The following is a 25,115-nucleotide window of genomic DNA, read 5'->3' as shown; positions in this document are numbered from 1 at the left end:
GCGGCCTGCCACTAATCTGCTCCGGGTGAACATCGCAGCCCCCTCCCCCTCCGCCCCCTTCCGCCTGATCGTCACGGGCGGCGGCACCGGCGGGCACACCTACCCCGCCCTCACCGCGATCCGCACCTTGCAGGCGCGGCTGGCCGCTTCCGGCCGCACGCTCGACGTCCTGTGGATCGGTACGGCCGAGGGCCTGGAGGCCCGGGTCACCGGCGCGGAGGGCATCCCGTTCACCACCGTCGCCACGGGGAAGATCCGGCGTCACGCGAACCCGCTGAAGATGGTGTCGCCCGCCAACGTCCGGGACATGGCCCGCGTGCCGATCGGCGTGGCCCAGGCGCGCAGGGCGGTCTCCGGCTTCCGCCCGGACGTCGTCCTCGCCACGGGCGGCTATGTCGCCGTACCGACCGGGCTGGCCGCCAGGATGTGCCGGGTTCCGCTGGTCCTGCACGAGCAGACCGTCCGTCTCGGCCTCGCCAACCGCAAGCTCGCCGGTTCGGCCGCGCGGATCGCCGTCTCCTCGGAATCGACGCTGCCGCTCCTGCCGGAGAGCGTCCGGGCGGCGGCGGTGGTCACCGGCAACCCCGTACGGCCGGAGGTCCTGACCGGCCACCCGGACAAGGCCGTGACCGCCCTCGGCCTGCACAGCTTCGACCGGCGTCTTCCGACGGTGTACGTCACCGGGGGCGCGCAGGGCTCGCAGCAGATCAACGACGTGGTCGGCGGCGAGCTGCCGTGGCTGCTGGAGCGCGCCAACGTGGTGCACCAGTGCGGCCCGGCCCATGTCGAGGCGCTGTCCGCCCGCGCGGCGGGACTTCCGGCCTCCCTGGCCGCCCGGTACCACCTGACCCCGTTCGTCGGGCCGGAGCTGCCGGACGTGCTGGCCCTGGCCGATCTGGTGGTCTCCCGTAGCGGGGCGGGCACCCTGGCCGAGCTGACCGCCCTGGGCAAGCCCGCCGTGTTCGTCCCGCTCGCGACGGCGGCCGGGAACGAACAGGCCCACAACGCCCGCCACCTGGAGGAGTCCGGAGCGGCGGTCGCCCTCCTCGGCGAGGTCTCCGGCGGTCAGCTGCGCGAGGCGGTGGGCCCGCTCCTCGACGATCCGGAGCGCCGGGCCACGATGGCCGCGGCGGCCGGGGCGCACGGCCGCCCGGACGCGGCGGAAAGGCTCGTGGACGTGATCCTGTCCGCGGCGTCCCGGTAACGCTGCGAGCCCGCGAGTCCTTCGGGGTCAGTCCTTCTTCTCTCCCAGACCCTGGACGTACTCCTGGGCCTTGTCGACGGCGGTGTCGATCTTGTCGCTGTGCTTGCCGTCGGTCTTGCTGTCGATGAAGTCGCCCGCCTTCTCCAGCCCGTCGGAGATCTTGTCCCCGTGGGCCTCGGCAAGGGTCTCGGCCTTTTCCTTCAGACCCTTCAGAGCATCGAACATCCGGGATTCGTCTCCTCCACTAGAAACTGCCTGGCGGTGAGCATTGTTCCACGGCGGACCCGGCGCACAAGAGGGCACCGGGCGGGCGGCCGGGAGCCGATAAGCTGCCCGGAATCAGGAATTCAGCGGCGAACGGGGTGGGGTGGACCAGGTCATGACGAGGCGACAGAACTGGTGGCGACGGGGGCTGGCGGCCGGGGCCGTCCTCGCACTGGCCGGATGCGCGGCGATCGAGGACGCGACGACGCCCGAGCCTGCAGACGGGAAGCCGTCCGCCTCGGCATCGGGATCGGCCTCCACCGGGGCCGGTGGCGGTGGCGGCACGGCGGCCGACGGCACCCTGCCGGGCATACCCACCGCGGGGCAGGCGAAGGAGCAGCTGGCCGGACTGGAGGTGGCCCGGCACGGTTCGATGTCCGGCTACAGCCGGGCGAAGTTCCCCCACTGGTCGTCGCAGGGCGAGTCCTGCGACACCCGGGAAACCGTGCTGGAGCGGGACGGCACCGATGTCGAACGGGACGCGCAGTGCCGGGCGGTCTCCGGGAAGTGGACCAGCGTCTACGACGACAAGCCCTTCACCGAGGCCCGCGACCTGGACATCGACCACATGGTGCCGCTCGCCAACGCCTGGCGCTCCGGGGCCAGGACCTGGACACAGGACAAGCGCAAGGAATTCGCCAACGACCTGACCCGCCCTCAGCTGCTGGCCGTGTCGGCGTCCTCGAACCGCTCCAAGGGCGACCAGGGGCCGGACGAGTGGCAGCCGCCGTCCAAGGCGTACTGGTGCACCTACTCCCGTGCTTGGGTGTCGGTGAAGGCGTCGTACGAGCTCTCGGTGACGGAGGCGGAAAAGGACATGCTGACGGAGATGCTGGACACCTGCGCCTCGTGAACCTATAGCTCATGACCCGTAGCTCATGAACCTGTGACTCGCGAACGGAAGCACCCTCATGAACGGACCTGACCCGGCACAGCCACAGCAGTTCGTGGACGACGTGAAGGCGGGGCCCGGCGGGGCGATGACCGACGAAGTCGGCGTCGTCACCGGCGAGCTGACGGTCTCCACCACGCTGCGCCCCGACGGGCGCGCCGAGGTCGCCGTCCAGTACACCGGCGCGGAGGAGTGGTACGTCCTCACCGGCAGCCCCGTCCCGCTCCCTCCCACCGGACTGGAGGCCCTGCACCGCTCCCTCCTCGACCGCATCAGCCAGGGGGGCGGGGCACAGGCCGGGCCTTGAGGGCGACGGGCCTCGGGCCGTCGGTGGCTCAGGCGGCGGTGACGCGGAACGGGCGGCTGTAGGCGTCGAGCAGGCCCTGGCTGGTGACCAGGACGAGGTAGTCGCCTGCCGGTGTGCCGACGGGCACGGTGACGCGTACCGATGTCTCCTGAGCGGGCAGACCGGTCGCGAGGACGGCGCGGGTGACGGTGGAGACGCCCTCCCGCTGTACGAGGTGGATGTCGACCGGGTCGACGGGGCCGGTGAGGTGCCAGCGAACCGGGTACTCCTTCCCCGTCTCCCACACCTCGCCTTCGAGGGGAGCCTGCACGATCAGGCTGTCGGCCCCGAGCTGGACGGCCGCCGCAGGCTTGCTGAGCAGGGAGTTGACGCGCCCGGCGAACCGGCGGACCGCGCCGGGGACACCGTCACCGGCTCCGGGGGTGGGGGTGTTCACTGGATGCGCTCCTGATCCTCGACGTGGGTGACGCGCGGCCCGACCGGCACCATGCGGGCTCCGTACCGCCTCCGTACGGAGAGGACGCCGGTGCCCGGAAAGTGATCGGAAATCCGTTTCCGCATCACACTAAGCTCGGGCCCGGCTCCCCGCGAGGGCTCAGCCGCGGCCCGCCTCCGGTGCGCGGCCGCGCACGGACGGCCCGCCTCGGTCAGGTCGCCGCGCACGACGGCCCGCCTCGGTCACGTCATCGAGCCCGCGCCCGGGAACCCTCCGCCGTCAGCCCCTGATGCGGGCCCGCCGCGACATCACCGCGCGGAGCACCCGGCGCCCCTCCGTGGACAGGTCCAGCGCCTTGCGCACCCCGGCTCCGCTGCCCGGCGAGCCGGTGGTCTCCGCGAGGATCTCCAGGATGCGGACCTGGCGCTCCAACTCACCCGCCACCAGCGGGCCCGCCTCGGTCGGCTGTCCGTCGCGGGCGGCCTTCAGGAGGGCGGCCACGTCCGGTGAGGTGTCGCCGTCCGGGGCGTCGAACCGGCCGTGGATCTCCAGCGCGACCAGCGAGCAGGCGTCCGCCCACTCCCGCAGCGGGGCGGGGGCGAAGTCGGAGGGGGCGGCTCCCAGCAGCGCGCGCACCCGTGCGGCCGGTCCGTCGGTGACGGGCTCGTGGTCCATCGCCGTACGGACGGCCGCGAGGCGGGTGGCCCATTCCCGTCCGTCCTCGCAGCTCGCCCAGAGCGGGCGCAGCGGCTCGGGCCCGTCCGGGCCCGCCAGCAGCGGCAGGCAGCGGTCCAGGCAGGCCACGGCACTGGCGGCGAGCGCTCGCTCGTCGGCGCGTTCGATCAGTTCCAGCAGACTCATCGACGTCTCCCTCGGTCTACCGCGTACTGCGCCGAATGGCTGGAAAGCGTCACTATCCGTGCGAGGGGAGAGCAGCCCGGCACCGGCTAGACAGCGGCGGCGGGCCGCTGCGCGTGGAGTCCGGCGCGTGCCACCTGCATCCGGGTCAGGGCGCGGACGAAGAGAACGGCCAGCACGGCGGCGACGATGTCCAGCGCGTCGGCGGCCATCACCAGGGCGAGGCTGTCCACGATCTCCCCCGGCTCCTCGGCCCGGTCCCACATCCGTGCGGCGACCCGGTCGAGGATCAGGGACACGGCCCATGCGGCCCACCAGAGGTTCAGCGGCGCCCGCGAGACCGGGAGCCGGACGCCCTCCGGGTCCACGGGGGAGCTGGCCCGCCAGCTCCCGGCGGCGACCCGGTAGGGGAACCAGAAGTTGGCCACGGGGACGAACCAGCCGCCCACCGCCCAGCCCGGGCCCATCGTATGGGCGCTCAGGTCGAAGACCTCGGCGTTCCGGCGAGTGCGGTGGAACCAGATGACGAAGACGACGGCGGTGGCGAGGAAGGCGGCGAGCTGGGCGCCCCCGACAACGACGTAGAGCACTTCGGCCCCCTGGCCCCGGCTGCCGAGGACGGCCGGGTCGCCGTCGTCCGCGTATCCCGTCCACAGGCCGCGCAGGTGGAGCCCGGAGGCGAGGGCGGCCAGGTCGGTCGCGATGACCGTGCCGAGCAGGGCGACCACCGCCCGGGAGAGGCCGACGGGCGAGCGCGGCCAGGTCCCGACGCCCCAGCCGCCGGGGCCGATGACCGGGACGACCGGACGGCCGGGCAGCAGCGGCCGGGTGCCCGAGCAGAGGGCACAGAGACCGTCGTCGGTGACAGCGGTTCGGATACGGCAGCGGGTACAGAGCATGAGGCGGTCCCCCCAGGGTGAACGTGATCGGCGACCTCTCACGTCTCTCCCCAGGAGTGTTCGGTCGGCGGACCGTAGCCCGTGTACGGCTCCGATGTCCACGGACTTACGTTCCGTGAGGCCGCCCGGAGCCGACGGGAACCCCGTCCACCCGGGCCCCGCCCCGGCCCCCAGACCCATCCGGGCCCCGCCCTCGTACACCCGGGCCCTCAGCCCGCGCCGGCCCAGGAAGAGGCCGCCGGACCCGCCCGGCCCCCTCCCCCTCAGCCCGCGCTGCCCGTCCGCTCCGCCAGCTCCCGGAACTGCGCCCAGCTCAGCTCCGGCTTCCGCGGGTCCCAGACCTTCTGGGCGGTCGCCACCAGCGGCATCCTGATGCCGTCCGCCACCTGCTGTGTCGTCTGGGCGTTCGGCAGGTCGCCCCAGACCGCGAACCGGCCGCCGAGGATCTGCGGCGAGTAGCGCTCCGCGACCGGCTCGGTGCCGCGCAGGACCATCGGGGTCCACTGCTCGTAGATCCGTTCGCCGGTCGGGTAGACGAACTCGTTGGGCTCGCCGAGCACGTAGTACAGGAACTCGTCGTTGAGGTTCAGCAGCTTGTAGCCCTCGGCGAGGTACTCCTGCGGGGGCCGGGCGCCGATCTCCTTGCCGGTCCAGTACTCGATCTCGATGTTCTTGTCGGCCTTGATCCGCGAGTCGCGGAAGAGGCCGTCGTTCCATGCCTTGGCCGTACGGCCCTTGGGCTCGACCACCGCCGCCCGGTCGTTCAGCCAGCCGGTGGCGAGGTCCTCGATCGTGGCGCCGGAGCCGTGCTTCTGCTCGGCGGCCCGCTGGAGCTGCGGGTAGGAGGCGGCCGGGTCGCGGACCATCAGCGCCTGGTACTCGTCGGCGCCCAGGTGCCAGTACTTCCCGGGGAACAGCTCGGTGTACTCGTCCAGCAGCTCGTCGATCAGCTTCGCCGCGCCCGGCTTGGAGATGTCGATGGAGCCCCGGGACTCCCGGCCCTGGGTGTTGCGGAGCTGGAGGTCGGGGTGGGCGCGCAGCACCGCGCCCAGGTGTCCGGGCGAGTCGATCTCGGGGACGACCTCGATGTGCAGGCTGTTGGCGAGGCCGACGATGCGGCGGACCTCGTCCTGGGTGAGGGCCTCGTCCGAGACCACCTCGGGGTGGGTCTTCGACTCGATCCGGAACGCCTGGTCGTCGGAGAAGTGCAGGCCGAGCTGGTTGAGCTTGAGGTCGGCCATCTCCCGTACGCGGTCCTCGATCCACTCCGCGCTGTAGTGCTTACGGGCGATGTCGAGGTTCAGCCCGCGCTGCGGCCGGTCGGGGCGGTCGTTGACCACGCCCTCGGGGAAGGTCCGGTCGGCCTTGAGCGACTGCTTGAGGGTCCGGGTGCCGTAGAAGACGCCCGACTCGTCGGGGCCGGTGATCTTCACCTTCCGGTCGCGGACGGTGAGCGTGTACGACTCGGCGGGCCCCGAGTCCTTCGCGCCGAGCGCCAGCTCGACGTCCCCCTCGCGGGGCGCCTCGGCCCCCCGGTAGGCGAGCTTCAGCTCCTTGGCGAGCAGCTGGGCCTCGTCGGCGAGCACCTGGCTGCCCTCGGCTATGACGACCGCGCTGTCCTTGCCCGGCTGCCAGCCGGGCCCGCGCGCGGCGGTGTGCTCGCGGACCGCCGGGATGCTGCTGGGCGCGCTGGACATCGGATAGCTGCGGGAGGGTGAGGGGGCGGCCGCCGTGGCGGAGGTCCCGGACGGTGACGCCGTGTCGCGGGAGGGGTGGCTGCCGGAGCCTTCCGGCCAGACGACGACGGTGAGGACGACGGCGGCCGCGGCGGTGACAGCCGCGCCGGTGACGAGGGCACCACGCGTGGGCGACATCGGTCAGATTCCTCCGGAATAGGGGCCAGGGGGAAGGTAGGGGGCAGGGGTGATTGAATAGGCTGAAAGATTGACATTTTTGCCGACGATCCGCCCACCGAGAACGATTGAGGAACGGACGAAACCTCGGACGTCGCAGGTCAAGCGGTCGCCGACGGTCGTCAAACGTTCCGAAACTCTCCCGTTCGGGTGATTTCTCGCCAATCTGCCGGACGGCCGCCGACCGATCTCGCTAGCGTTGCGGCACATTCGTCTCTCCTTTCTCTTCCGCTCCTTTCCGCCCCGCCCCCGCCGCACGCCCGTCGCACGCGCATCCCGCACGCGGGCGATGTTCACCCCCGCGTACGCCCCCGTCGGGCAACCTTGTCGCCCTCCTGCCCCTCTTCAGGGTCACAGATGTCGTTGATTCGAGGAGTCCACGCTGTCCAGGTCCAGCGAGTCCCCCGCCGGCCTGCCGAAGCAGACCACGCCCCCGGCCGGGCGCTCCGCCATACCCGTACAGCACCGCCGTCCACCGCAGGTGAGCGGGGCTCCCGGGGTACCGTCCGCCGCCCTGGTCGCCGGGCTCGCCCGCTTCAACAGCGCCCCCTTCGCCACCGCCGAGGCCGCCCTCCTGGAGTGCTGCGGCAGCCGCCGCTGGGCCCACCGGATGGCCGCCCACCGCCCCTTCCCGGACCTGGCGTCCCTGCTGGCCGCCTCCGACGAGGCGGGGTACGACCTGGCGCCCGGGGACATCGCGGAGGCGCTCGCCGCCGAGCCCGCCCCCTGTCTGCACCACGACGCGCCCCGCGCCGCCCATCTGGCGCTGCGGGCCGCGCACGCGGCGTACGAGAGCAGATTCGGCCATTCCTTCGTGATCTGCCTGGACGCGTGCCCGCCCTCGCAGGCCGTGGACCAGGTCCTGGCCGGCATCCGGGTCCGGCTGACGCACGAGGTGGACGAGGAGCGGGCCGTGACCGCCGACGAACTGCGCCGACTCGCCCGGAGCCGGCTCGTCGAGCTCGTGATCGAGGGCTGGTGACCCGGAGGCGGGGGACCCAGGGGCGGGGGACCCGTAGGCCCGCACCCCGGCCCGCGCCCCGGAACAAGCGTCCGCTCTAGCCCGTACGTGCCTGTTTGATTGCCACTTTGATCACACCAGAGGCCCCCGCGCGAACGAACCGACAATGCGTCGCTACGATGGCCGGGGCCGGTGGACCGTACCCGGCCGGGTCAGACCGACAGTCAAGCCGGCCGACCCCAATCCCCGCTCCCGGAGGGTTCTTCCGTGCCGGCTGGAACGCTGTACCGCGGCCGGGAAGGCATGTGGTCCTGGGTGGCTCATCGAGTCACCGGTGTCCTCATTTTCTTCTTCCTGTTCGTACATGTCCTGGACACCGCTCTCGTCCGCGTCTCCCCGGAGGCTTACGACGACGTCGTGGCCACGTACAAGACGCCGATCGTCGCGCTCCTCGAATACGGCCTCGTGGCCGCCATTCTCTTCCACGCGCTGAACGGTCTCCGGATCATCGCCGTGGACTTCTGGGCCAAGGGCCCGCGCTTCCAGAAGCAGATGCTCTGGACCGTGCTGGGTATCTGGATCGTGCTGATGGTCGGGGCCCTGTACCCCGTCCTCGGTCACGCCGTACGCGACGTCTTCGGGAGCTGAGGCCCATGTCCAGCGAGACTTCTTCCGCAGCCGCGATCGGCGATGTCGAGGGCGTGAGCCTCTACGACGCCGACAACCCGGCCCCGGTGATCGAGCCCCCGCGCAAGCGGACGGCCAAGACGCCCAAGGCATCGCGCACCAACTTCGAGATGTACGCCTGGCTCTTCATGCGCCTGTCGGGCATCCTCCTGACCGTCCTCGTCATCGGCCACCTGCTGATCCAGCTGGTGCTCGACGGCGGCGTCTCCAAGATCGGCTTCGCCTTCGTGGCGGGCCGCTGGGCCTCGCCGTTCTGGCAGATCTGGGACCTGCTGATGCTGTGGCTCGCCATGCTCCACGGCGCCAACGGCCTCCGTACGGTCATCAACGACTACGCCGAACGGGACAACACCCGCTTCTGGCTGAAGATGCTCCTGTACACCGCCACGGTGTTCACCATCCTGCTGGGCACGCTGGTGATCTTCACCTTCGACCCGAACATCCGCTAGGCGCCGGGACAGAGGGACCAGAGGAAAACCATGCAGATCCACAAGTACGACACCGTCATCGTCGGCGCAGGCGGCGCCGGCATGCGCGCGGCCATCGAGGCCACCAAGCGCAGCCGTACCGCCGTGCTGACGAAGCTCTACCCCACCCGCTCCCACACGGGCGCCGCGCAGGGCGGCATGGCCGCCGCGCTCGCCAACGTGGAGGAGGACAACTGGGAGTGGCACACCTTCGACACGATCAAGGGCGGCGACTACCTGGTCGACCAGGACGCCGCCGAGATCCTGGCGAAGGAGGCCATCGACGCCGTCCTCGACCTGGAGAAGATGGGCCTGCCGTTCGGCCGCACCCCCGAGGGCAAGATCGACCAGCGCCGCTTCGGTGGTCACACCCGCAGCCACGGTGAGGCCCCGGTCCGCCGCGCCTGCTACTCGGGCGACCGCACCGGCCACATGATCCTCCAGACGCTGTACCAGAACTGCGTCAAGGAGGGTGTGGAGTTCTTCAACGAGTTCTACGTCCTGGACCAGCTGATCACCGAGGTCGACGGGGTCAAGAAGTCCGCAGGCGTCGTCGCGTACGAGCTGGCGACCGGCGAGATCCACGTCTTCCAGGCGAAGTCGGTCGTCTACGCCTCCGGCGGCACCGGCAAGTTCTTCAAGGTGACGTCCAACGCCCACACCCTGACCGGTGACGGCCAGGCCGCCTGCTACCGGCGCGGTCTGCCGCTGGAGGACATGGAGTTCTTCCAGTTCCACCCGACGGGCATCTGGCGCATGGGCATCCTGCTGACGGAGGGCGCCCGCGGTGAGGGCGGCATCCTCCGCAACAAGGACGGCGAGCGCTTCATGGAGAAGTACGCGCCGGTCATGAAGGACCTCGCGTCCCGTGACGTCGTCTCGCGCTCCATCTACACGGAGATCCGTGAGGGCCGCGGCTGCGGTCCGGCCGGTGACCACGTGTACCTGGACCTGACGCACCTGCCGCCGGAGCAGCTGGACGCCAAGCTCCCGGACATCACGGAGTTCGCGCGTACGTACCTCGGCATCGAGCCCTACACGGACCCGATCCCGATCCAGCCGACCGCGCACTACGCCATGGGCGGCATCCCGACCAACGTCGAGGGCGAGGTGCTGGCCGACAACACCACCGTCGTCCCGGGCCTGTACGCCGCCGGCGAGGTCGCCTGTGTCTCGGTGCACGGCGCCAACCGTCTGGGCACCAACTCGCTGCTCGACATCAACGTCTTCGGACGGCGTTCGGGCATCGCCGCCGCCGAGTACGCGGCGAAGAGCGACTTCGTCGAGCTTCCCGAGAACCCGGCCCAGCTGGTCCAGGACCAGGTCGAGCGGCTGCGCAACTCGACGGGCACCGAGCGGGTCGCCGACCTGCGCACGGAGCTGCAGGAGTGCATGGACGCCAACGTGATGGTGTTCCGCACCGAGCAGACCATCAAGACGGCGGTCGGCAAGATCGCCGAGCTGCGCGAGCGGTACCTCAACGTGTCGGTCCAGGACAAGGGCAAGCGGTTCAACACCGACCTGCTGGAGGCCATCGAGCTGGGCAACCTGCTCGACCTGGCCGAGGTCATGGCGGTCTCCGCGCTCGCCCGCAAGGAGTCCCGCGGCGGTCACTACCGCGAGGACTACCCCAACCGCGACGACGTCAACTTCATGCGCCACACCATGGCGTACCGCGAGGTCGCGGATGACGGCTCCGAGTCGATCCGGCTCGACTACAAGCCGGTCGTCACGACCCGCTACCAGCCGATGGAGCGTAAGTACTGATGGCTACCCCCACCCTGGACAAGACCGGCAACGCCGAGGCCGGCTTCGCCGACTCGCCGTTCATCACGGCCACGTTCCGCATCCGCCGCTTCAACCCCGAGGTGTCGGACGAGGTCCACTGGCAGGACTTCCAGATCGAGATCGACCCGAAGGAGCGTGTCCTCGACGCCCTTCACAAGATCAAGTGGGAGCTCGACGGAACCCTGACGTTCCGCCGTTCCTGCGCGCACGGCATCTGCGGTTCCGACGCGATGCGGATCAACGGCAAGAACAGGCTCGCCTGCAAGACGCTGATCAAGGACATCAACCCGGAGAAGCCGATCATGGTGGAGGCCATCAAGGGCCTCACGGTCCTCAAGGACCTCGTGGTCGACATGGACCCGTTCTTCCAGGCGTACCACGATGTCATGCCCTTCCTCATCACCAAGGGGAACGAGCCGACCCGCGAGCGTCTTCAGTCTCCCGAGGACCGCGAGCGGTTCGACGACACCACCAAGTGCATCCTGTGCGCCGCGTGCACGTCCTCGTGCCCGGTGTTCTGGAACGACGGCCAGTACTTCGGCCCGGCGGCGATCGTCAACGCGCACCGCTTCATCTTCGACTCGCGCGACGAGGCCGGCGAGCAGCGGCTGGAGATCCTCAACGACCGTGACGGCGTGTGGCGTTGCCGTACGACGTTCAACTGCACGGACGCCTGCCCGCGTGGCATCGAGGTCACCAAGGCGATCCAGGAGGTGAAGCGCGCGCTCATCACGCGTCGCTTCTGACCCTCCCGCCCCTGGCGGTCTCCCGGCCCCGCCCGCCGCAGCCTCACGGCTGCGGCGGGCGGGGCCTGTTGCTGCGTCCGCGCGGTGCGGGCGGTACGGTCGTGCGAGCCGAAGAAGACGTGCTGAAGATGTGCTCGGAAGCGATGTGCTGAGAAGCAGAGAACGGGGTTCCCCATGAGCGAGCCGAATCCGTCCGCGGGCGACGCGTACAAGTGGGGTCCTCCCCAGCAGCAGCCCGGCCACCCGCCGACGATGGCCGACGGCCCGGGTTACGGGTACCCGGCGGCGGGCGCCACGCCCGCGTACGGCTATCCGCAGCCGCTGCCCGAGTCGGCGACCCAGCCAGGGCCGGGCTACGGCTACCCGAACCCGGCGCAGCCGACGATGCCCGGCCACCACCTCGCCGTACCGCAGGGCGTGCCCGGTCAGGGCGGTGGCCCTCAGGGCGGTGTCCCGATGCTGTCGATCGGCGACATCACCGTCATGAGCGACACGATCGTCACCCCGTCCGGAACCCTGCCCCTCAAGGGTGCCGTCTGGACGGCGACGGACATGTCGCACACCGAGGAGAAGATCCCGACGCACGCGGTCGTGCTGGCGATCGTCTTCGCCATCTTCTGCCTGATCGGCCTGCTGTTCCTGCTGATGAAGGAGAAGCGGACCGTCGGGTTCATCCAGGTGACGGTGACCAGCGGCGGACGGCACCACGCGACCATGATCCCGGCGGCGGGCCCGTACACCTTCCCCGCCGTGATGGGCCAGCTCAACCAGGCCCGCTCGATGAGCGCCTGAGCCCCGGGCCCGCGTCATGGCACGTTTCGAGCACACGGTCACCGTCGCCGCCCTGGACCGCTCCTGGTTCGAGGAGGCCGTCGGGCATGCGGTGGACCTCATCGACGCCTCCCGGGAGCGGGACGGCGCGATCCTGCTCCCCGACGGGCGCCCCGTCTACGGCTTCCGGCTGCTGAAGGGGCGTCATCTGCAACCGGGGGCGCAGTACGGGGAGATACCCGAGCCGGGCCGGGAGCGCGCCCCGGAGGCCGCTGAGCCCGGCCGGGAGCCCGCCCTGGAGACCGGCGTCCTGCGTGAGTGGCGGCCCTCCCGCGCCATCGAGGTGGAGAGCCACGCGACGGAGGAGGGCATGTCCATGCGGGTGAGGGTACGGCTGGACGAGCCCCGCACCCCGAAGGCGCTGGAGGTCTCCCTCGACGGCCACAACCCGAAGGGCGGTTCGCTGTACCGCTTCTCGGGGCGCGCCAGGGCCGACCTGCACGCCTGGTGGGCGGCGCTGGACCGGCCCCCCTCGGCGCCCCCGGCCGCCCGGCCCCCGGTCAGCGGCAGGATGACGCACCGGCTGGGCAAGGGCCGCCTCACGGTCACCCCGCGCCCGGCCGAGGACGGCTCCTGGCGGGTCTCCGTCGTGCTGAGCGTGCGCGGGCGGTGGCTGCTGCGGCCGGTGGCGGCGGTGGGGCTGTTCTTCGCCCGGCGGCCGATCGAGCGCGGCTTCCGGGAAGGAGTGGAGAGCACGGTCGAGGAGTGGGCCGAGATGCTGGCTGAGATACCGACGCTGCGCGGTGAGGCACTGCGCGCGGAGATCGCGGACGCGCTGACCGAACCGCCGGAGCCCGTGGAATCGGCCGAGCCGGTGGAGGGGCCGGAGCCTTCGGAGCCCGCGCCCAAGTCCCTGTAGAACACGTCCCGTAGAACGCACCCCCCGCAGCCCCCTTCTTGAACATGTTCAAGAAGGGGGCTACAGTCATGCCCACAAGTAGTTTTGAACGCGTTCAAAGGAGGATGGGGCATGGACCTCACTGTTGTCGCGTACGTCGTCTACCTGCTGGTCAGCGTGGCGCTCACCGTCTGGGTCGCCCGTACCCTCAGCCGTAACGGGCGGGTCTTCCTCGCCGATGTGCTGCACGGGAACGAGAAGCTCGCCGAAGCCGTCAACCACCTGCTGGTGGTGGGCTTCTACCTGGTCAACCTCGGGTTCGTGACGCTCTACCTCAAGAGCGCCGACGGGGTCGCGAGCGCCCGGGAGCTGTTCGAGGCGCTCTCGGTGAAGGTGGGCGTGGTCCTGCTGGTGCTCGGCGTCATGCACCTGGGCAATGTGTACGTCCTCAGCCGCATCCGCCGCCGCAGCGCCCTGGAGCGGAACCGGCCGCCCGTACCGCCGCAGGGCTGGACGCCGCCGCCGGGAACCCCGGGGCCCTGGGCCGCACCCGCGCCGGGGCGGTGAGCAGGGGCGCACGGGGCGCGGTGGGTTCCCCGTTAACCTTGGGCCCGTGGTGAAGGAAGAGAAGAACGTGCAGGAGAACGGGGCCGAGAAGCCCGCCAAGGCCGTCAGGGCCGTCCCGTCCGGCAAGGTCGCCCCGTCCGGCAAGGCCGCGAAGAGCGAGCAGACCCGCACGCTGATTCTCGAAACGGCTCTGCGGCTCTTCGCCGAGCGCGGGTACGACAGGACGACGATGCGGGCCATCGCACAGGAGGCGGGCGTCTCCGTCGGGAACGCCTACTACTACTTCTCGTCCAAGGAGCACCTGGTCCAGGGCTTCTACGACCGCATCGCCGATGAGCACGCGGCGGCCGTCCGGCCCGTGTTCGCGGGCGAGGCGGAGCTGGCCGGCCGCATCCGGGGCGTCCTGCTGGTCTGGCTGGACGTGGCGGAGCCGTACCACCGGTTCGCGTCCCAGTTCTTCAAGAACGCGGCGGACCCGGAGAGTCCGCTCTCGCCGTTCTCCGAGGAGTCGGTGGCGGCCCGGGAGGCGGCGATCGCCATCCACCGGGAGAGCCTCGCCGGTTCGGCCACCAAGAGCGATCCCGAACTGGCCCCGCTGCTGCCCGAGTTGCTCTGGCTGATGCAGATGGGGCTGGTGCTGTTCTGGGTGTACGACCGCTCCGAGGGCGCGGAGCGCAGCCGACGGCTGGTCGAGCGCACCGCACCGATCGCCGCACGCGCGATCGCGCTCTCCCGGTTCCGGGTGCTGCGACCGCTCGTACGGCAGGTCCACGCGCTGCTGGTGGAGTTCATGCCGGGTGCGACGGCGACCGCGACCGCGACGGCCGGGACGGAGTCCCGGCCGAAGGGCTGAGCCGCCAGGTCCGGGCCGGCCGCCCCGGCGTGCCTCTGGGCCCGGCCGGGGCGGGGCGGGGGCCGTCAGATGCGGCCCAGCTCCCACAGGCGCCACAGGCCGGTGCCGTCGGAGAGGTACTGGGACCCGGCGACCTCCGACTTGGCCACGACGTACTCCTTCTTCTGCCACAGCGGCAGCAGCGGGACGTCCTCGCCCACCAGGCGCTGCATCTCCTTGAAGTCGTTGGAGGTGCGGCCCCGGTCGCTGAGCTGCTGGGTGGCGGAGATCAGCTTGTCGACGCGCTTGCTGGAGTAGCCGCTGTGCAGGACGTTGTCCGTGCCGACGAGCGGCTGGCTGAAGGTGTCGGGGTCCGGGAAGTCGGGGAGCCAGCCGACGGTGTACATGTCGTACTCACCGGCTGCGTACGCCTTCTGGTAGTCCTTCCACTCGGCCGCCTTGACCGAGACCTTGAACAGCCCGTCCTTCTCCAGCTGGCGCCGCAGCTCCTCGGTCTCCTTGGTGTACGCGCCGTCGGCGCGGTAACCGAACTTGATGGAGACCGGTGTCTCGACACCCGCCTCCTGGAGGAGCTTCTCGGCGCGCTTCGGGTCGGACGAGGGGTAGGCGTCGAAGAAGGGGGTGCTGTGGCCGATGAACCCGGTGGGGATCAGCGAGTACAGCGGCTCGACCGTGCTCGCGTAGACCTTGCTGACCAGCGGTCCGCGGTCGACGATCGAGGCGACGGCCTGGCGGACCTTCTTGTTGCCGAACGGCGAGTCCTCACGGACGTTGAAGATGATGTTGCGGATCTCCGCACTGTCCGCCTCGGTCACCCGCAGGTCGGGGTCGCCGGAGTCCAGCTCGGCGAGCCGGGAGGGCGGCAGCTGACGGTGGCTGACGTCCACCTCTCCGCCGTCCCAGGCCCTCAGGAGCTCCTCGGAGCCCTTGAAGTAGCGGATGGTGACCGGCTTGCCGAGCTTCTTCAGCGCGCCCTTGTACCGCAGGTTCGGCACCAGCTCGGCGCGGCTGCCCGCCTCGTACGCCTTGAGGACGTACGGGCCGGAGCCGTCGACCTGGTTGCCCGTACGGAGCTTGTCCGCCGGGTACTTCGTCGAGTCGACGATCGCGCCGGCACCGGTGGCGAGCTTGTGCGGGAAGGTCGCGTCCTTGCCGGACAGGTTGAACGTGATCGTGCGGCCCTCGGTGACCACGGAGTCGAGGGTCGGGAAGAGCGCCGCCGGACCGACGTCGGCGTTGATCTTCAGCATCCGGTCGAAGGAGTGCTTGACGTCCTCGGCGGTGATCTTCCGGCCGTTGGAGAAGTTCAGGTCGTCGCGGAGCTTGCACTGGTACGTCTGGAGCTTCTGCCCGATGAACGCGCAGCTCTCGGCGGCGTCCGGTTCCGGCACGATGGCGCCGGACTTGAAGGTCATCAGCGACTGGTAGAGGTTGCTGTAGATCGCCCAGGAACCCGCGTCGTACGCACCGGCCGGGTCGAGAGAGGTCACCTCGTCCGATGTCCCGACGGTGACCGCGTCGGTCTTCGCCTCCCCCGACGGGAGGAGTTGCCAGGCGCCGACGCCTGCGATGACCAAAACCGCGAGAATCGCGAGAATCCGTACCCGGACCGACCGCATTGCCGTGCTCTCCCTTACCTGCCCCACCACGAACGCTGCGCTCAGACACGCACGTCGCCGCATGTTCGCGCTTACCCAATCACACGATTTTCACATCTGGAAGAGTAAATGGGGTGCTCACGGCCTTTTGTTGGACACGATCGACGCAGCGTGTCCGAAAAGGCCGTTTCCCGGTCCCCACCTGCGGTTTTCCGTAGCTCAGGGTGACGTTACGGTGCAGTCTTGTTGAAGGGTGCATGATCGCAACCGCAACGCCCGCACCTCTCCTACGCCTGGCGCGAGGCCAGTTCGACGACGGTGATGTCCGCCGGCGCCCCGACCCGTACCGGCGGCCCCCAGGCGCCCGCCCCGCGCGAGACGAACAGCTGGGTGTCACCGTAGCGTTCGAGCCCGGCGACGGTCGGGTTGGCCAGCTCGGCGAGGTAGTTCCCGGGCCAGAGCTGGCCGCCGTGGGTGTGGCCGGAGAGCTGGAGGTCGACGCCGTGCTCAACGGCGTCGTGGATGACGACGGGCTGGTGGGCGAGGAGGACGGCGGCCCTGGCCCGGTCCCGGTCGCCGAGCGCGCGGACGAAGTCGGGGCCCTGGCCCTCGGTCTCCCCCGCCACGTCGTTGACCCCGGCGAGGTCGAACCCGTCCATCTCCACCCGGGCGTTCTCCAGCGGGATGAGCCCCAGCTCCCGTACGTGGTTCACCCACTGCTCCGCGCCGGAGAAGTACTCGTGGTTGCCGGTGACGAAGAAGCTGCCGTGCCGGGCCCGCAGCCCGGCCAGCGGTTCGGCGGCGGAGCCGAGGTCGGCCACGGACCCGTCGACGAGGTCGCCGACGACGGCGACCAGGTCGGGCGAGGTGGAGTTGATCGTGTCGACGATGCGCCGGGTGTGGGCACGGCCGAGGATCGGGCCGATGTGGACGTCGCTGACCACGGCGATCCGGAAACCGTGGGCGGCCCGGGGCAGTTTGGCGAGCGGCACGGTGACGCGCTTGACGCTCGGCCCGCGCAGCACGTTGGCGGTCCCGTACCCGACGGTGGCGAGCCCGGCGGCGGCAGCGGCCCCGCCGACGACCCGGGAGACGAAGAGGCGCCGGGAGGGGGCGGAGAGCGGGGTGGCGGGGGCGGGGAGTGCGGTGGCGGAGGCGGGGGGCTGAGTGGGGGCGGGGGCCGTCGGCTGCGGTGCCGTGGCGTCCGCCCCCTGCTTCGGGAACGGTTCCGTTTCCCGTACCGTCTCCGGTTCCGTTTCGGCGGTCGACGGGACCGCCGAGGCCGTAGAGGTGCCGGGCTGACCTGCCGGGACGAGTTCTTCCGTACGGGGACGGGTTCCGCCCGTCGTCGCGGGGACGGTTCCGTTCACCGTCGTTACGGAGGTTCCGCTTCCGGCCGCTTCCGGGGCGGCCTTCGCGTCCCGCCGGGCGAGCACCCGGGTCAGGAGCGGGCGGACGACCTCGCCGACCAGCAGGGCCAGCGTCAGGTACATCAGACAGGCCAGCCACAGGAAGCCCGGCCAGGCCAGCACCTGCTGGAGCCAGAAGGGCGCGCCGATCCGGCCGGAGGTCAGGGCGCCGACGCTCAGCAGGGGCAGCACGAAGGCGGCCACCGTGCCCACCTTGCGCATCGTGCTGCCGGGTGCCGTCGTGTCACCGACGAACCGGCGCCACACATAGCGGTGCACGCTCGCGAGCAGTGCGAGCACCACGAGCGCCACCAGGGCGAAGATCACTGCGGTCATCCGCGCTTCCCTACGTTCCTGTCGTCATGAGCGCTCGTCGCGCAAAGCCCGGACGCCACGCAACCCGATCGCGCCGACCACCGTCCCCAGAAGAAAGGACGTGATGGCGAGCAGCAGGTGCACCCAGAAGTACCCGGTCGGCTCCCCCGCGTCGTCGAACGCGAGTCCGCTGCCGTCCTGCCACAGGTTCTTGACGAAAGAGATCCAGATGAACCAGCTCCACACCCCGAACACGAGCAGGAACCAGGAGGCGGAGCGGCTGAGCTTCATGGGTCCAGTATCGCCGCCGCCCCCCGGGCCCCTCGGCCGGGGTGGCGTCCGAAAGGAGCAGTCCCGGCCGCCCTTCCGGCGGGTCAGCCGGTCCGGGTCCTCATCCACATCTTCGCCCTGTACGTTTTCGACCGTGCCTGCTCTGAAAAAGATCGCTCTGACGGTCACCTCCGCCGCCGTGTTGTCCAGTCTTGTCCTCTCCCCCGCCTCGGCAGCCGAGAAGGACAAGGAGAAGGACAAGCAGCCCGTGCCGAACCACATCATGTCGAGCGTCGGGGGCGAGCAGCTCTCCATGAACGGCACGCAGGTCAACCTCGGCCCGGGAGCACCCGTGCTGCCGAAGGATCTGACCGCCCGCTCGTGGATCGTCGCGGACGCGGAGAGCGGCGAGGTGCTGGCGGCGCACAACTCCCACTGGCGGCTGCCGCCCGCCTCCACCCTGAAGATGCTCTTCGCGGACACGGTCCTGCCCGCGCTCCAGCCGACCTCCCTGACGTACAAGGTCAAGGAGAGCGATCTCACGGGGGTCGGCGAGGGCAGCAGCCTGGTGGGCGTCAAGGAGGACCACACGTACACGGTCCACGACCTGTGGCTCGGGGTCTTCCTGCGGTCCGGCAACGACGCGGTGCACGTGCTCTCGGAGATGTACGGGGGTATCCCCCGGACCGTGGCGGCCATGCAGAAGCACGCCGAGGAGCTCCAGGCGCTGGACACGACGGTGGTCTCGCCGGACGGGTACGACGCGCCGGGCCAGGTCTCCAGCGCCTACGACCTGACGCTGATCGCCCGCAGCGGCATGCAGAAGAAGGACTTCCGCGAGTACGCGGCGACGGCCTCCGCCGACTTCCCCGGCGAGAAGAAGAAGGGGAAGAAGCGCGAGTCCTTCGAGATCCAGAACACCAACCGGCTGATCACCGGGGACAACGGCATCGAGCCGTACAAGGGCATCGCGGGCGTCAAGAACGGTTACACCACCCACGCGGGCAACACCTTCACCGGAGTCGCCGAGCGCAACGGCCGGGTGCTGCTGGTCACCGTCATGAACCCGTCGGCGGACGAGAGCCACGTCGTCTACAAGGAGGCCGCCCACCTGCTCGACTGGGGCTTCGCCGCCAGTGGCAAGGTGCGGCCGGTCGGTGAGCTGGTGCCGCCGAAGTCCGTGGACACCGGGACCGGCACGGTCTCCGGCGGCAAGGGCGCGCAGCCGGCCGCCGGGGCGGACCAGGGCTCCGGGGGCCAGGCGAAGGCCGCGCACGCGGCGGCGGCCGGTCAGGGCTCCAGCGGGGTCGGGGTCGCCCTGGCGATCGTCGGCGGCCTGCTGGTGGCGCTGGCGGCCGGGGTGTTCCTGGTCAACCGGCGCTGGCCGGTGCCCGGTCTGGCCCGCCGCAACCCGAGCGAGTGACGCGCGCGATCCGTGCCTGACGCGCGCTGACCGGTGCGCTGATGCGCGACCGGTACGTGCTGACCGGTGCCTGACGCGCGCTGGTACGTGCCTGATACGCGCCCGGGTCAGGAGGCCCGGGTGGAGCCGCCCCGGGTTTTCCCGGCGGCTTCCCCGGGCCGGGCCCCGTCTCCGACGGCTTCCCCGTCCTTCCCGTCGCCCTTCTCGCTGTCCTTCTCCTCGTCCTTCCTGTCCCCGATCTCCTCCTCCTTGGACCCGGTCGCGGTCCAGGCGGCGCAGAACAGCAGCAGCTTCGCGGAGAAGTTGATCCACAGGAGCAGCGCGATCGGCACGCCGAACGCCCCGTACATGCTCTTGCCCGCGACGCCCTTCATATAGCTGCCGAGCAGCAGCTTGAGCAGTTCGAAGCCGACCGCGCCGATCAGGGCCGCGACCACGAGCCGGCGCCGGGGCGGCTCCACCCCGGGCAGCAGCGACAGCAGATAGAGCATCAGCAGGAAGTCGGCGAGGACCGCCACCACCAGGGCCGCCACCCGGAGCAGGACGCCGCCCGCGCCGCCGTGGGAGATGCCGAGCTGGTCGGCGGTCCAGCCGACGGCCGTCGTCCCGACGGTGGAGACCGCGAGGGTGGCGAGCGCCGCGCCGCCCAGGCCGACCAGGAGCACGGCGTCCTTGACCTTGGCGACGACCGGGTTGGCCTCCTGGACCTCGTCCAGCTCCCAGACCGCGCGCAGGCACTCCCGCATCGAGCCGATCCAGCCGACACCCGTGAAGAGCAGCAGCGCACCGGCCACCAGACCGACCGTGCCCGCGTTGGCCACCAGGCCGTCGATGCCGAGCTGGTCGGAGATGCCCGGCACCTGGTCGGCGAGCTTCTCCTTGATCGTGTCGAGCTGCTTGTCGCTGAGCAGCGCGGCGGCGATCGCCGCACCGACCGCGATCAGCGGGAAGAGCGCCAGGAAGCTGATGAAGGTGATCGCGGCGGCGAGCCTGGCCCAGTGGACCCGGTCCAGCCGCTCGTAGGAGCGCCAGGCGTGCGTCTCCATCAGCCGGGAGACGAGCGGCCCGACGACGGGGAGTTTCTTGAGCCAGTCCATGAACGTACGCGTACCCTCCCGGGCCCGGAAAACCTGCGGCCCGCGCCGTGGACGCGTTCGGACGCGTCCGGACGGCCCACCGCCCGCCCCGGTGACACACCCGCCATCACCCATTCCGGTGAGCGGTGTAACAAAGGGGACGAATAGGTTTTCCCGGACGATACGGCCGGGGCTACGGTCACGGGCATGTCCGTCGACACGGTGTCCCTGACCGGCTGGGGCCGCACCGCCCCGAGCACCGCCGTACGGTTTCGCCCCCGTACGTACGAGGAAGCGGCCGCCGCGGTCCGGGGCCGCGGGCCCCGGGGCGCCATCGCCCGGGGGCTCGGCCGGGCGCCCGGGGACGCGGCGCAGAACGCGGGCGGCTCGGTGCTCGACATGACGGGCCTGGACCGCGTCCGCGCCCTGGACGAGTCCACCGGTACGGTCCGGTGCGACGCAGGGGTGAGCCTGGAGCGGCTGCTGCGCGTCCTGCTGCCGCGTGGCTGGTTCCTGCCGGTCGTACCGGGGACGGGCCGGATCACCGTGGGCGGGGCGATCGGCTCCGACGTGCACGGCCGCGACCACCCGGCCGCCGGTTCCCTCGCCCGGTACGTCAGCGAACTGGACCTCCTCACCGCCGACGGTGAGGTGCGTACGGTGTCCCCCGGCACCGCCCTCTTCGACGCGACCACCGGCGGCCTGGGGCTGACCGGGGTGATCCTCGGCGCCACCCTCCGCCTGAAGCGGGTGGGTTCCCCGCTGGTCTCCGTCTCCACCGAGCGGGCCACCGATCTGGACGACCTGCTGGCCCGCTTCACGGCAGGCCGGGGCGGTGACCGGCACGGCGCCCCGATGCCGTACGCCTCCGCCTGGGTCGATCTGCTGGCGCGGGGCCGGGCGACCGGGCGCGGGGTGCTCACCAGAGGGGAGCACGCGCCCCCTTCCGTGCTACCGGCGCACGCCCGGCGCACTATGCGCGCCCCGCGCACGGTTCAGCCGGACGGCCGTCCCGCCGGGCCTGTCCTCCCCGGCGGGCTGCTGGGCCGGACCTCCGCCGCCCTCTACAACGAGGCCCGCTACCGGAGTGCGCCCCGCTCCCGGACCGGCGAGCTCCGCACCACCGCCGCCTTCTTCCACGCCCTGGACGCCCTCCCGGAGGGGAACCGGCTGCACGGCCGCGCCGGGCTCGTGCGCTACCGGTTCACGGTCGGGTACGGGCAGGAGGAGGCCCTGCACCGCGTGGTACGGCGGATCTCGGCCCGGCGCTGCCCCGCGTTCCGGGCCGGGCTCCAGCGGTTCGGCGCCCCCTCACCGGGGTGGCTGTCGTTCCCCGTGCCCGGCTGGACGCTCACCCTCGACCTGCCCGCCGCCCTGCCCGGCCTCGGCCGCTTCCTGGACGGGCTCGACGAGGAGGTGGCGGCGGCCGGGGGCCGGGTCTGCCTGGCGCAGGACTCCCGGACGCGCCCGGAGACGGCGGCGGCGATGTACCCCCGGCTCGCGGAGTTCCGGGAGCTGCGGGCGGAGCTGGACCCGACGGGCGCGTTCCGCTCGGACCTGGCCCGCCGACTCGCCCTGTGACGTACACGCGATACCGCTTCCCTCGAAGTCCCGCTCCCCCTCCCCCTCCAACCCCCTGAACAGGAGTGTTCCGTGAAGGACGCCTTCGGTGCCCCGCAGTCCCTGCTCGTCCTCGGCGGCACCTCCGAGATCGCCCTCGCCACCGCGCGCCGCCTGATCGCCCTGCGCACCCGCCGGGTCTGGCTGGCGGGGCGGCCCTCCCCCGCCCTGGACACGGCCGCCGCCGAACTGCGCGGCCGGGGCGCCGACGTGCGGACGGTCGACTTCGACGCGCTGGACACCGGCACCCACGAGGAGGTGCTCGGAAAGGTCTTCGCGGAGGGCGACATCGATGTGGTGCTGATGGCGTTCGGGATCGCCGGGGACCAGGCACGCGACGAGGAGGAGCCGCTCGCGGCCGTCCGGGTCGCCCAGACCAACTACACCGGGGCGGTCTCCGCCGGGCTCGTGTGCGCCGGCGCACTCCAGGCGCAGGGGCACGGTTCGCTGGTGGTGCTGTCCTCGGTGGCCGGGGAGCGCGCCCGGCGGGCGGACTTCATCTACGGCTCCAGCAAGGCGGGGCTCGACACGTTCGCGCAGGGGCTCGGGGACGCGCTCCAGGGGACCGGCGTACAGGTGATGGTCGTGCGCCCCGGCTCCGTACGGACACGGGGCACGGCCGGGCAGCCGGAGCAGCCGCTCTCCACCACCCCGGAGGAGGTCGCCGGGGCGATCGTGACGGGGCTGCGGCGGCGCTCGGAGACGGTGTGGGTGCCCGGTTCGCTCCGGGTGGTGATGTCGGCGCTGCGGCATGTGCCGCGCCCGCTGTTCCGGCGGCTGCCGGTGTGACGGGCCCGGCCGACCGCAGATCCACCGGCCGGGGGGCCACCCGGCGGCCGGCCGTCGGATCACCCGGCGGCCGGGGCGGCGGGCCGACAGACCCGGCGGCCCCGGCGGCTCAGGACCGCAGCGACGGTGTGTCGACCGAGTAGCCGCCCTGGGCCGGGACGGCGGGGGCGGAGCCGCCGGTCTCGAACGGGAAGTCCCGGAGCTTGCGCCAGACGGCGTCCGCGCCCTGTTCGTACAGGGCGAAGGAGCCGCAGGTCCAGGCCGCCTCGTAGTCGGCGAGCTCCGCGTACGCCCGGTCCATCGCCTCTTCGGAGATGCCGTGCGCCACGGTGACGTGCGGGTGGTACGGGAACTGGAGCTCGCGCACCAGCGGCCCGGAGGCGTCCCGGACCCGCTTCTGGAGCCAGGAGCAGGCCGAGGCGCCCTCCACGACCTGGACGAAGACGACCGGGGAGAGCGGCCGGAACGTGCCGGTGCCGGAGAGCCGCATCGGGAAGGGGCGCCCGGCCATGGCGATCGTGTCGAGGTGCGCCTCGATCGCCGGCAGGTCGGCCGCCTCCGCCTCGGTCGGCGGCATGAGGGTGACGTGGGTGGGAATGCCGTACGCGGCAGGGTCCCCGAAGCTCGCGCGCCGCTCCTGGAGCAGGCTGCCGTAGGGCTCCGGGACCGCGATCGAAACGCCGAGCGTTACGGTCCCCACGTCGTTCTCCTCCATCGTCGATGGTCGATTTCCGGCCTTGCGCCGCGACCTGCCGCCGCAAGTGTGGCCCCTCGGGCCCCGATCTCGCCAGGGCCCTTGGACTCAGTGCTTCGCGGGCAGGAAGCCCATCCGGTCGTACGTCTGCGCCAGGGTCTCGGCGGCGACGGCCCGGGCCTTCTCCGCTCCCTTGGCCAGGATGGAGTCCAGCGTCTCCGGGTCGTCCAGATATTCCTGGGTGCGGGCCCGGAAGGGGGTGACGAATTCCACCATGGCCTCGGCCAGGTCGGTCTTGAGCGCGCCGTAGCCCTTGCCCTCGTACGCCCGCTCCAGGTCCTCGACGGAGCTGCCGGAGAGGGTGGAGAGGATCGTGAGCAGGTTGCTGACGCCCGGCTTCTTCTCCTCGTCGTAGCGGATCACCGTGTCGGTGTCGGTGACCGCGCTCTTCACCTTCTTGGCCGTGGCCTTCGGGTCGTCGAGGAGGTTGATGAGGCCCTTCGGCGTGGAGGCCGACTTGCTCATCTTGACCGCCGGGTCCTGGAGGTCGAGGATCTTCGCCGTCTCCTTGAGGATGTACGGCGCCGGGATGGTGAACGTCTGCCCGTACCGGCCGTTGAAGCGCTCGGCGAGGTCGCGGGTCAGCTCGATGTGCTGGCGCTGGTCGCCGCCGACCGGGACCTGGTCGGCCTGGTAGAGCAGGATGTCGGCGACCTGGAGGACCGGGTAGGTGAAGAGGCCGACGGTGGCGCGGTCGGCGCCCTGCTTGGCGGACTTGTCCTTGAACTGCGTCATCCGGGACGCCTCGCCGAAGCCGGTGAGGCAGTTCATCACCCAGCCGAGCTGGGCGTGCTCGGGCACATGGCTCTGGACGAAGAGCGTGCACCGCTCCGGGTCCAGGCCGGCCGCGAGGAGCTGCGCCACGGCGAGCCGGGTGTTGGCCCGCAGCTCGGCGGGGTCCTGCGGGACCGTGATCGCGTGCAGGTCCACGACCATGTAGAAGGCGTCGTGGGTCTCCTGCAGCGCCACCCACTGGCGCACCGCGCCCAGGTAGTTGCCGAGGTGGAACGAGCCTGCGGTGGGCTGGATACCGGAGAGCACACGGGGGCGGGCGGGCGCGCCGGGGCGGCCCGTCTGCGGCTGGTCGGTGGAGAGCGCGGGGCGATCAGAGGCCATGGGCCCATTGTCTCAGGTGCGGGGGCGATCTCCGGCAGCCGGTGCGGGGCGCAGCGGGGGCGCACCCGCTCGGGCGCGGGGCCGCTCACGCCCCGGGAGCGCGCGCCTGAGACGAAGCGCACATTCCGGCCGCCGGAGCGCGCGCGGGCCGGTGCGGAGGTGGGCGTACGGGGAGCACGCGCCGCAGCACGGACGCGTGCGCGGGAGGCAGGACGGGCGGCGTGCGCGGGCGGG

26 protein-coding genes are annotated in these 25,115 nt (G+C 71.4%); 15 read left to right on the top strand and 11 right to left on the bottom strand.

Features of this window, described 5'->3' with window-relative positions:
• The first annotated feature begins 31 nt into the window (after positions 1-31).
• Positions 32-1,204 carry a UDP-N-acetylglucosamine--N-acetylmuramyl-(pentapeptide) pyrophosphoryl-undecaprenol N-acetylglucosamine transferase gene (locus tag B7C62_22935; protein ARF77335.1) on the top strand — a complete coding sequence of 391 codons (1,173 nt, stop codon included), beginning with the start codon at positions 32-34 and terminating at the stop codon, positions 1,202-1,204.
• A gap of 27 nt (positions 1,205-1,231) precedes the next feature.
• Here the strand turns inward: B7C62_22935 and B7C62_22930 are convergent, their stop codons facing one another.
• Positions 1,232-1,429 (bottom strand): hypothetical protein, encoded by a 198-nt coding sequence (locus B7C62_22930; protein ID ARF74768.1) that lies wholly within the window; start codon positions 1,427-1,429, stop codon positions 1,232-1,234.
• 154 nt (positions 1,430-1,583) lie between these two features.
• On the opposite strand from B7C62_22930, the gene B7C62_22925 reads away from it, so the two are divergent.
• Both B7C62_22925 and B7C62_22920 read left to right on the top strand, forming a co-directional pair.
• The gene (locus B7C62_22925; protein ARF77334.1) at positions 1,584-2,321 is read left to right on the top strand and encodes an HNH endonuclease; all 738 of its coding nucleotides are present in this window, start codon (positions 1,584-1,586) and stop codon (positions 2,319-2,321) included.
• 58 nt (positions 2,322-2,379) lie between these two features.
• Positions 2,380-2,667, top strand: coding sequence for a hypothetical protein (locus B7C62_22920; GenBank protein ID ARF74767.1), 288 nt, complete (start codon positions 2,380-2,382; stop codon positions 2,665-2,667).
• Positions 2,668-2,695: 28 nt separating this feature from the next.
• On the opposite strand, the gene B7C62_22915 is transcribed toward B7C62_22920, so the two are convergent.
• From B7C62_22915 to B7C62_22900, 4 genes are all read right to left on the bottom strand, one after another.
• Positions 2,696-3,103, bottom strand: a complete 408-nt coding sequence (locus B7C62_22915; GenBank protein ID ARF74766.1) for a hypothetical protein — start codon at positions 3,101-3,103, stop codon at positions 2,696-2,698.
• A 279-nt stretch (positions 3,104-3,382) separates the two neighbouring features.
• A complete protein-coding gene (locus B7C62_22910) occupies positions 3,383-3,964 on the bottom strand; it encodes a hypothetical protein (GenBank protein ID ARF74765.1) in 582 nt (193 codons plus the stop codon).
• An 86-nt stretch (positions 3,965-4,050) separates the two neighbouring features.
• Positions 4,051-4,860 (bottom strand): hypothetical protein, encoded by an 810-nt coding sequence (locus B7C62_22905; protein ARF74764.1) that lies wholly within the window; start codon positions 4,858-4,860, stop codon positions 4,051-4,053.
• A 263-nt stretch (positions 4,861-5,123) separates the two neighbouring features.
• Positions 5,124-6,734, bottom strand: a complete 1,611-nt coding sequence (locus B7C62_22900) for a beta-N-acetylglucosaminidase (GenBank protein ARF74763.1) — start codon at positions 6,732-6,734, stop codon at positions 5,124-5,126.
• Positions 6,735-7,224: 490 nt separating this feature from the next.
• On the opposite strand from B7C62_22900, the gene B7C62_22895 reads away from it, so the two are divergent.
• The 9 genes from B7C62_22895 to B7C62_22855 all read left to right on the top strand — a co-directional run bounded on the left by B7C62_22895 (position 7,225) and on the right by B7C62_22855 (position 14,511).
• Positions 7,225-7,755: an OHCU decarboxylase gene (locus B7C62_22895; protein ARF74762.1), complete on the top strand. Its 531-nt coding sequence runs from the start codon at positions 7,225-7,227 to the stop codon at positions 7,753-7,755.
• Between the two features lie 246 nt (positions 7,756-8,001).
• Positions 8,002-8,382: a succinate dehydrogenase, cytochrome b556 subunit gene (locus B7C62_22890; GenBank protein ARF74761.1), complete on the top strand. Its 381-nt coding sequence runs from the start codon at positions 8,002-8,004 to the stop codon at positions 8,380-8,382.
• Between the two features lie 5 nt (positions 8,383-8,387).
• The gene (locus tag B7C62_22885; GenBank protein ARF74760.1) at positions 8,388-8,870 is read left to right on the top strand and encodes a succinate dehydrogenase; all 483 of its coding nucleotides are present in this window, start codon (positions 8,388-8,390) and stop codon (positions 8,868-8,870) included.
• Between the two features lie 30 nt (positions 8,871-8,900).
• Positions 8,901-10,655: a succinate dehydrogenase flavoprotein subunit gene (locus tag B7C62_22880; protein ARF74759.1), complete on the top strand. Its 1,755-nt coding sequence runs from the start codon at positions 8,901-8,903 to the stop codon at positions 10,653-10,655.
• Positions 10,655-11,422: a succinate dehydrogenase iron-sulfur subunit gene (locus B7C62_22875; protein ID ARF74758.1), complete on the top strand. Its 768-nt coding sequence runs from the start codon at positions 10,655-10,657 to the stop codon at positions 11,420-11,422. Before B7C62_22880 ends, B7C62_22875 begins: the two co-directional genes overlap by 1 nt.
• A gap of 174 nt (positions 11,423-11,596) precedes the next feature.
• Positions 11,597-12,214, top strand: a complete 618-nt coding sequence (locus tag B7C62_22870; protein ID ARF74757.1) for a hypothetical protein — start codon at positions 11,597-11,599, stop codon at positions 12,212-12,214.
• 16 nt (positions 12,215-12,230) lie between these two features.
• Positions 12,231-13,112, top strand: a complete 882-nt coding sequence (locus tag B7C62_22865) for a hypothetical protein (GenBank protein ARF74756.1) — start codon at positions 12,231-12,233, stop codon at positions 13,110-13,112.
• A 111-nt stretch (positions 13,113-13,223) separates the two neighbouring features.
• Positions 13,224-13,658, top strand: coding sequence for a hypothetical protein (locus tag B7C62_22860; protein ARF74755.1), 435 nt, complete (start codon positions 13,224-13,226; stop codon positions 13,656-13,658).
• 46 nt (positions 13,659-13,704) lie between these two features.
• Positions 13,705-14,511 (top strand): TetR family transcriptional regulator, encoded by an 807-nt coding sequence (locus B7C62_22855; GenBank protein ARF74754.1) that lies wholly within the window; start codon positions 13,705-13,707, stop codon positions 14,509-14,511.
• Positions 14,512-14,576: 65 nt separating this feature from the next.
• Here B7C62_22855 and B7C62_22850 read toward each other — a convergent pair whose 3' ends face one another.
• The 3 genes from B7C62_22850 to B7C62_22840 form a co-directional block, all read right to left on the bottom strand.
• Positions 14,577-16,130 (bottom strand): peptide-binding protein, encoded by a 1,554-nt coding sequence (locus tag B7C62_22850; GenBank protein ARF74753.1) that lies wholly within the window; start codon positions 16,128-16,130, stop codon positions 14,577-14,579.
• Positions 16,131-16,396: 266 nt separating this feature from the next.
• Positions 16,397-17,845, bottom strand: a complete 1,449-nt coding sequence (locus B7C62_22845; protein ID ARF77333.1) for a hypothetical protein — start codon at positions 17,843-17,845, stop codon at positions 16,397-16,399.
• A gap of 33 nt (positions 17,846-17,878) precedes the next feature.
• Positions 17,879-18,124 carry a hypothetical protein gene (locus tag B7C62_22840; protein ID ARF74752.1) on the bottom strand — a complete coding sequence of 82 codons (246 nt, stop codon included), beginning with the start codon at positions 18,122-18,124 and terminating at the stop codon, positions 17,879-17,881.
• Positions 18,125-18,257: 133 nt separating this feature from the next.
• Here B7C62_22840 and B7C62_22835 point away from each other — a divergent pair, with 133 nt between their 5' ends.
• On the top strand, positions 18,258-19,526 hold the full coding sequence (locus tag B7C62_22835; GenBank protein ARF74751.1) for a D-alanyl-D-alanine carboxypeptidase: 1,269 nt from the start codon (positions 18,258-18,260) through the stop codon (positions 19,524-19,526).
• A gap of 107 nt (positions 19,527-19,633) precedes the next feature.
• On the opposite strand, the gene B7C62_22830 is transcribed toward B7C62_22835, so the two are convergent.
• Complete coding sequence (locus tag B7C62_22830; GenBank protein ID ARF74750.1) at positions 19,634-20,623, bottom strand: hypothetical protein; 990 nt, start codon at positions 20,621-20,623, stop codon at positions 19,634-19,636.
• Positions 20,624-20,809: 186 nt separating this feature from the next.
• On the opposite strand from B7C62_22830, the gene B7C62_22825 reads away from it, so the two are divergent.
• Positions 20,810-22,183 carry a decaprenylphosphoryl-beta-D-ribose oxidase gene (locus B7C62_22825; GenBank protein ARF74749.1) on the top strand — a complete coding sequence of 458 codons (1,374 nt, stop codon included), beginning with the start codon at positions 20,810-20,812 and terminating at the stop codon, positions 22,181-22,183.
• A gap of 72 nt (positions 22,184-22,255) precedes the next feature.
• Positions 22,256-23,011 carry a decaprenylphospho-beta-D-erythro-pentofuranosid-2-ulose 2-reductase gene (locus B7C62_22820; GenBank protein ID ARF74748.1) on the top strand — a complete coding sequence of 252 codons (756 nt, stop codon included), beginning with the start codon at positions 22,256-22,258 and terminating at the stop codon, positions 23,009-23,011.
• 109 nt (positions 23,012-23,120) lie between these two features.
• On the opposite strand, the gene B7C62_22815 is transcribed toward B7C62_22820, so the two are convergent.
• Positions 23,121-23,711 carry a phosphoesterase gene (locus B7C62_22815; GenBank protein ARF77332.1) on the bottom strand — a complete coding sequence of 197 codons (591 nt, stop codon included), beginning with the start codon at positions 23,709-23,711 and terminating at the stop codon, positions 23,121-23,123.
• Positions 23,712-23,813: 102 nt separating this feature from the next.
• Positions 23,814-24,806 carry a tryptophan--tRNA ligase gene (locus B7C62_22810; protein ID ARF77331.1) on the bottom strand — a complete coding sequence of 331 codons (993 nt, stop codon included), beginning with the start codon at positions 24,804-24,806 and terminating at the stop codon, positions 23,814-23,816.
• Between the last annotated feature and the right edge of the window lie 309 nt (positions 24,807-25,115).

It is taken from the genome of Kitasatospora albolonga, from assembly GCA_002082585.1.
GTDB classification, from domain to species: domain Bacteria; phylum Actinomycetota; class Actinomycetes; order Streptomycetales; family Streptomycetaceae; genus Streptomyces; species Streptomyces stephensoniae.
This window is presented reverse-complemented; position numbering and strand designations above follow the sequence as displayed.

Coding starts and splice junctions, on each gene's coding strand:
- B7C62_22880 (ARF74759.1), top strand. CDS start 8,901: ATGCAGATCCACAAGTACGACACCGTCATCGTCGGCGCAGGCGGCGCC.
- B7C62_22910 (ARF74765.1), bottom strand. CDS start 3,964: ATGAGTCTGCTGGAACTGATCGAACGCGCCGACGAGCGAGCGCTCGCC.
- B7C62_22875 (ARF74758.1), top strand. CDS start 10,655: ATGGCTACCCCCACCCTGGACAAGACCGGCAACGCCGAGGCCGGCTTC.
- B7C62_22885 (ARF74760.1), top strand. CDS start 8,388: ATGTCCAGCGAGACTTCTTCCGCAGCCGCGATCGGCGATGTCGAGGGC.
- B7C62_22860 (ARF74755.1), top strand. CDS start 13,224: ATGGACCTCACTGTTGTCGCGTACGTCGTCTACCTGCTGGTCAGCGTG.
- B7C62_22830 (ARF74750.1), bottom strand. CDS start 20,623: ATGGACTGGCTCAAGAAACTCCCCGTCGTCGGGCCGCTCGTCTCCCGG.
- B7C62_22920 (ARF74767.1), top strand. CDS start 2,380: ATGAACGGACCTGACCCGGCACAGCCACAGCAGTTCGTGGACGACGTG.
- B7C62_22925 (ARF77334.1), top strand. CDS start 1,584: ATGACGAGGCGACAGAACTGGTGGCGACGGGGGCTGGCGGCCGGGGCC.
- B7C62_22930 (ARF74768.1), bottom strand. CDS start 1,429: ATGTTCGATGCTCTGAAGGGTCTGAAGGAAAAGGCCGAGACCCTTGCC.
- B7C62_22825 (ARF74749.1), top strand. CDS start 20,810: ATGTCCGTCGACACGGTGTCCCTGACCGGCTGGGGCCGCACCGCCCCG.
- B7C62_22905 (ARF74764.1), bottom strand. CDS start 4,860: ATGCTCTGTACCCGCTGCCGTATCCGAACCGCTGTCACCGACGACGGT.
- B7C62_22900 (ARF74763.1), bottom strand. CDS start 6,734: ATGTCGCCCACGCGTGGTGCCCTCGTCACCGGCGCGGCTGTCACCGCC.
- B7C62_22870 (ARF74757.1), top strand. CDS start 11,597: ATGAGCGAGCCGAATCCGTCCGCGGGCGACGCGTACAAGTGGGGTCCT.
- B7C62_22850 (ARF74753.1), bottom strand. CDS start 16,130: ATGCGGTCGGTCCGGGTACGGATTCTCGCGATTCTCGCGGTTTTGGTC.
- B7C62_22840 (ARF74752.1), bottom strand. CDS start 18,124: ATGAAGCTCAGCCGCTCCGCCTCCTGGTTCCTGCTCGTGTTCGGGGTG.
- B7C62_22865 (ARF74756.1), top strand. CDS start 12,231: ATGGCACGTTTCGAGCACACGGTCACCGTCGCCGCCCTGGACCGCTCC.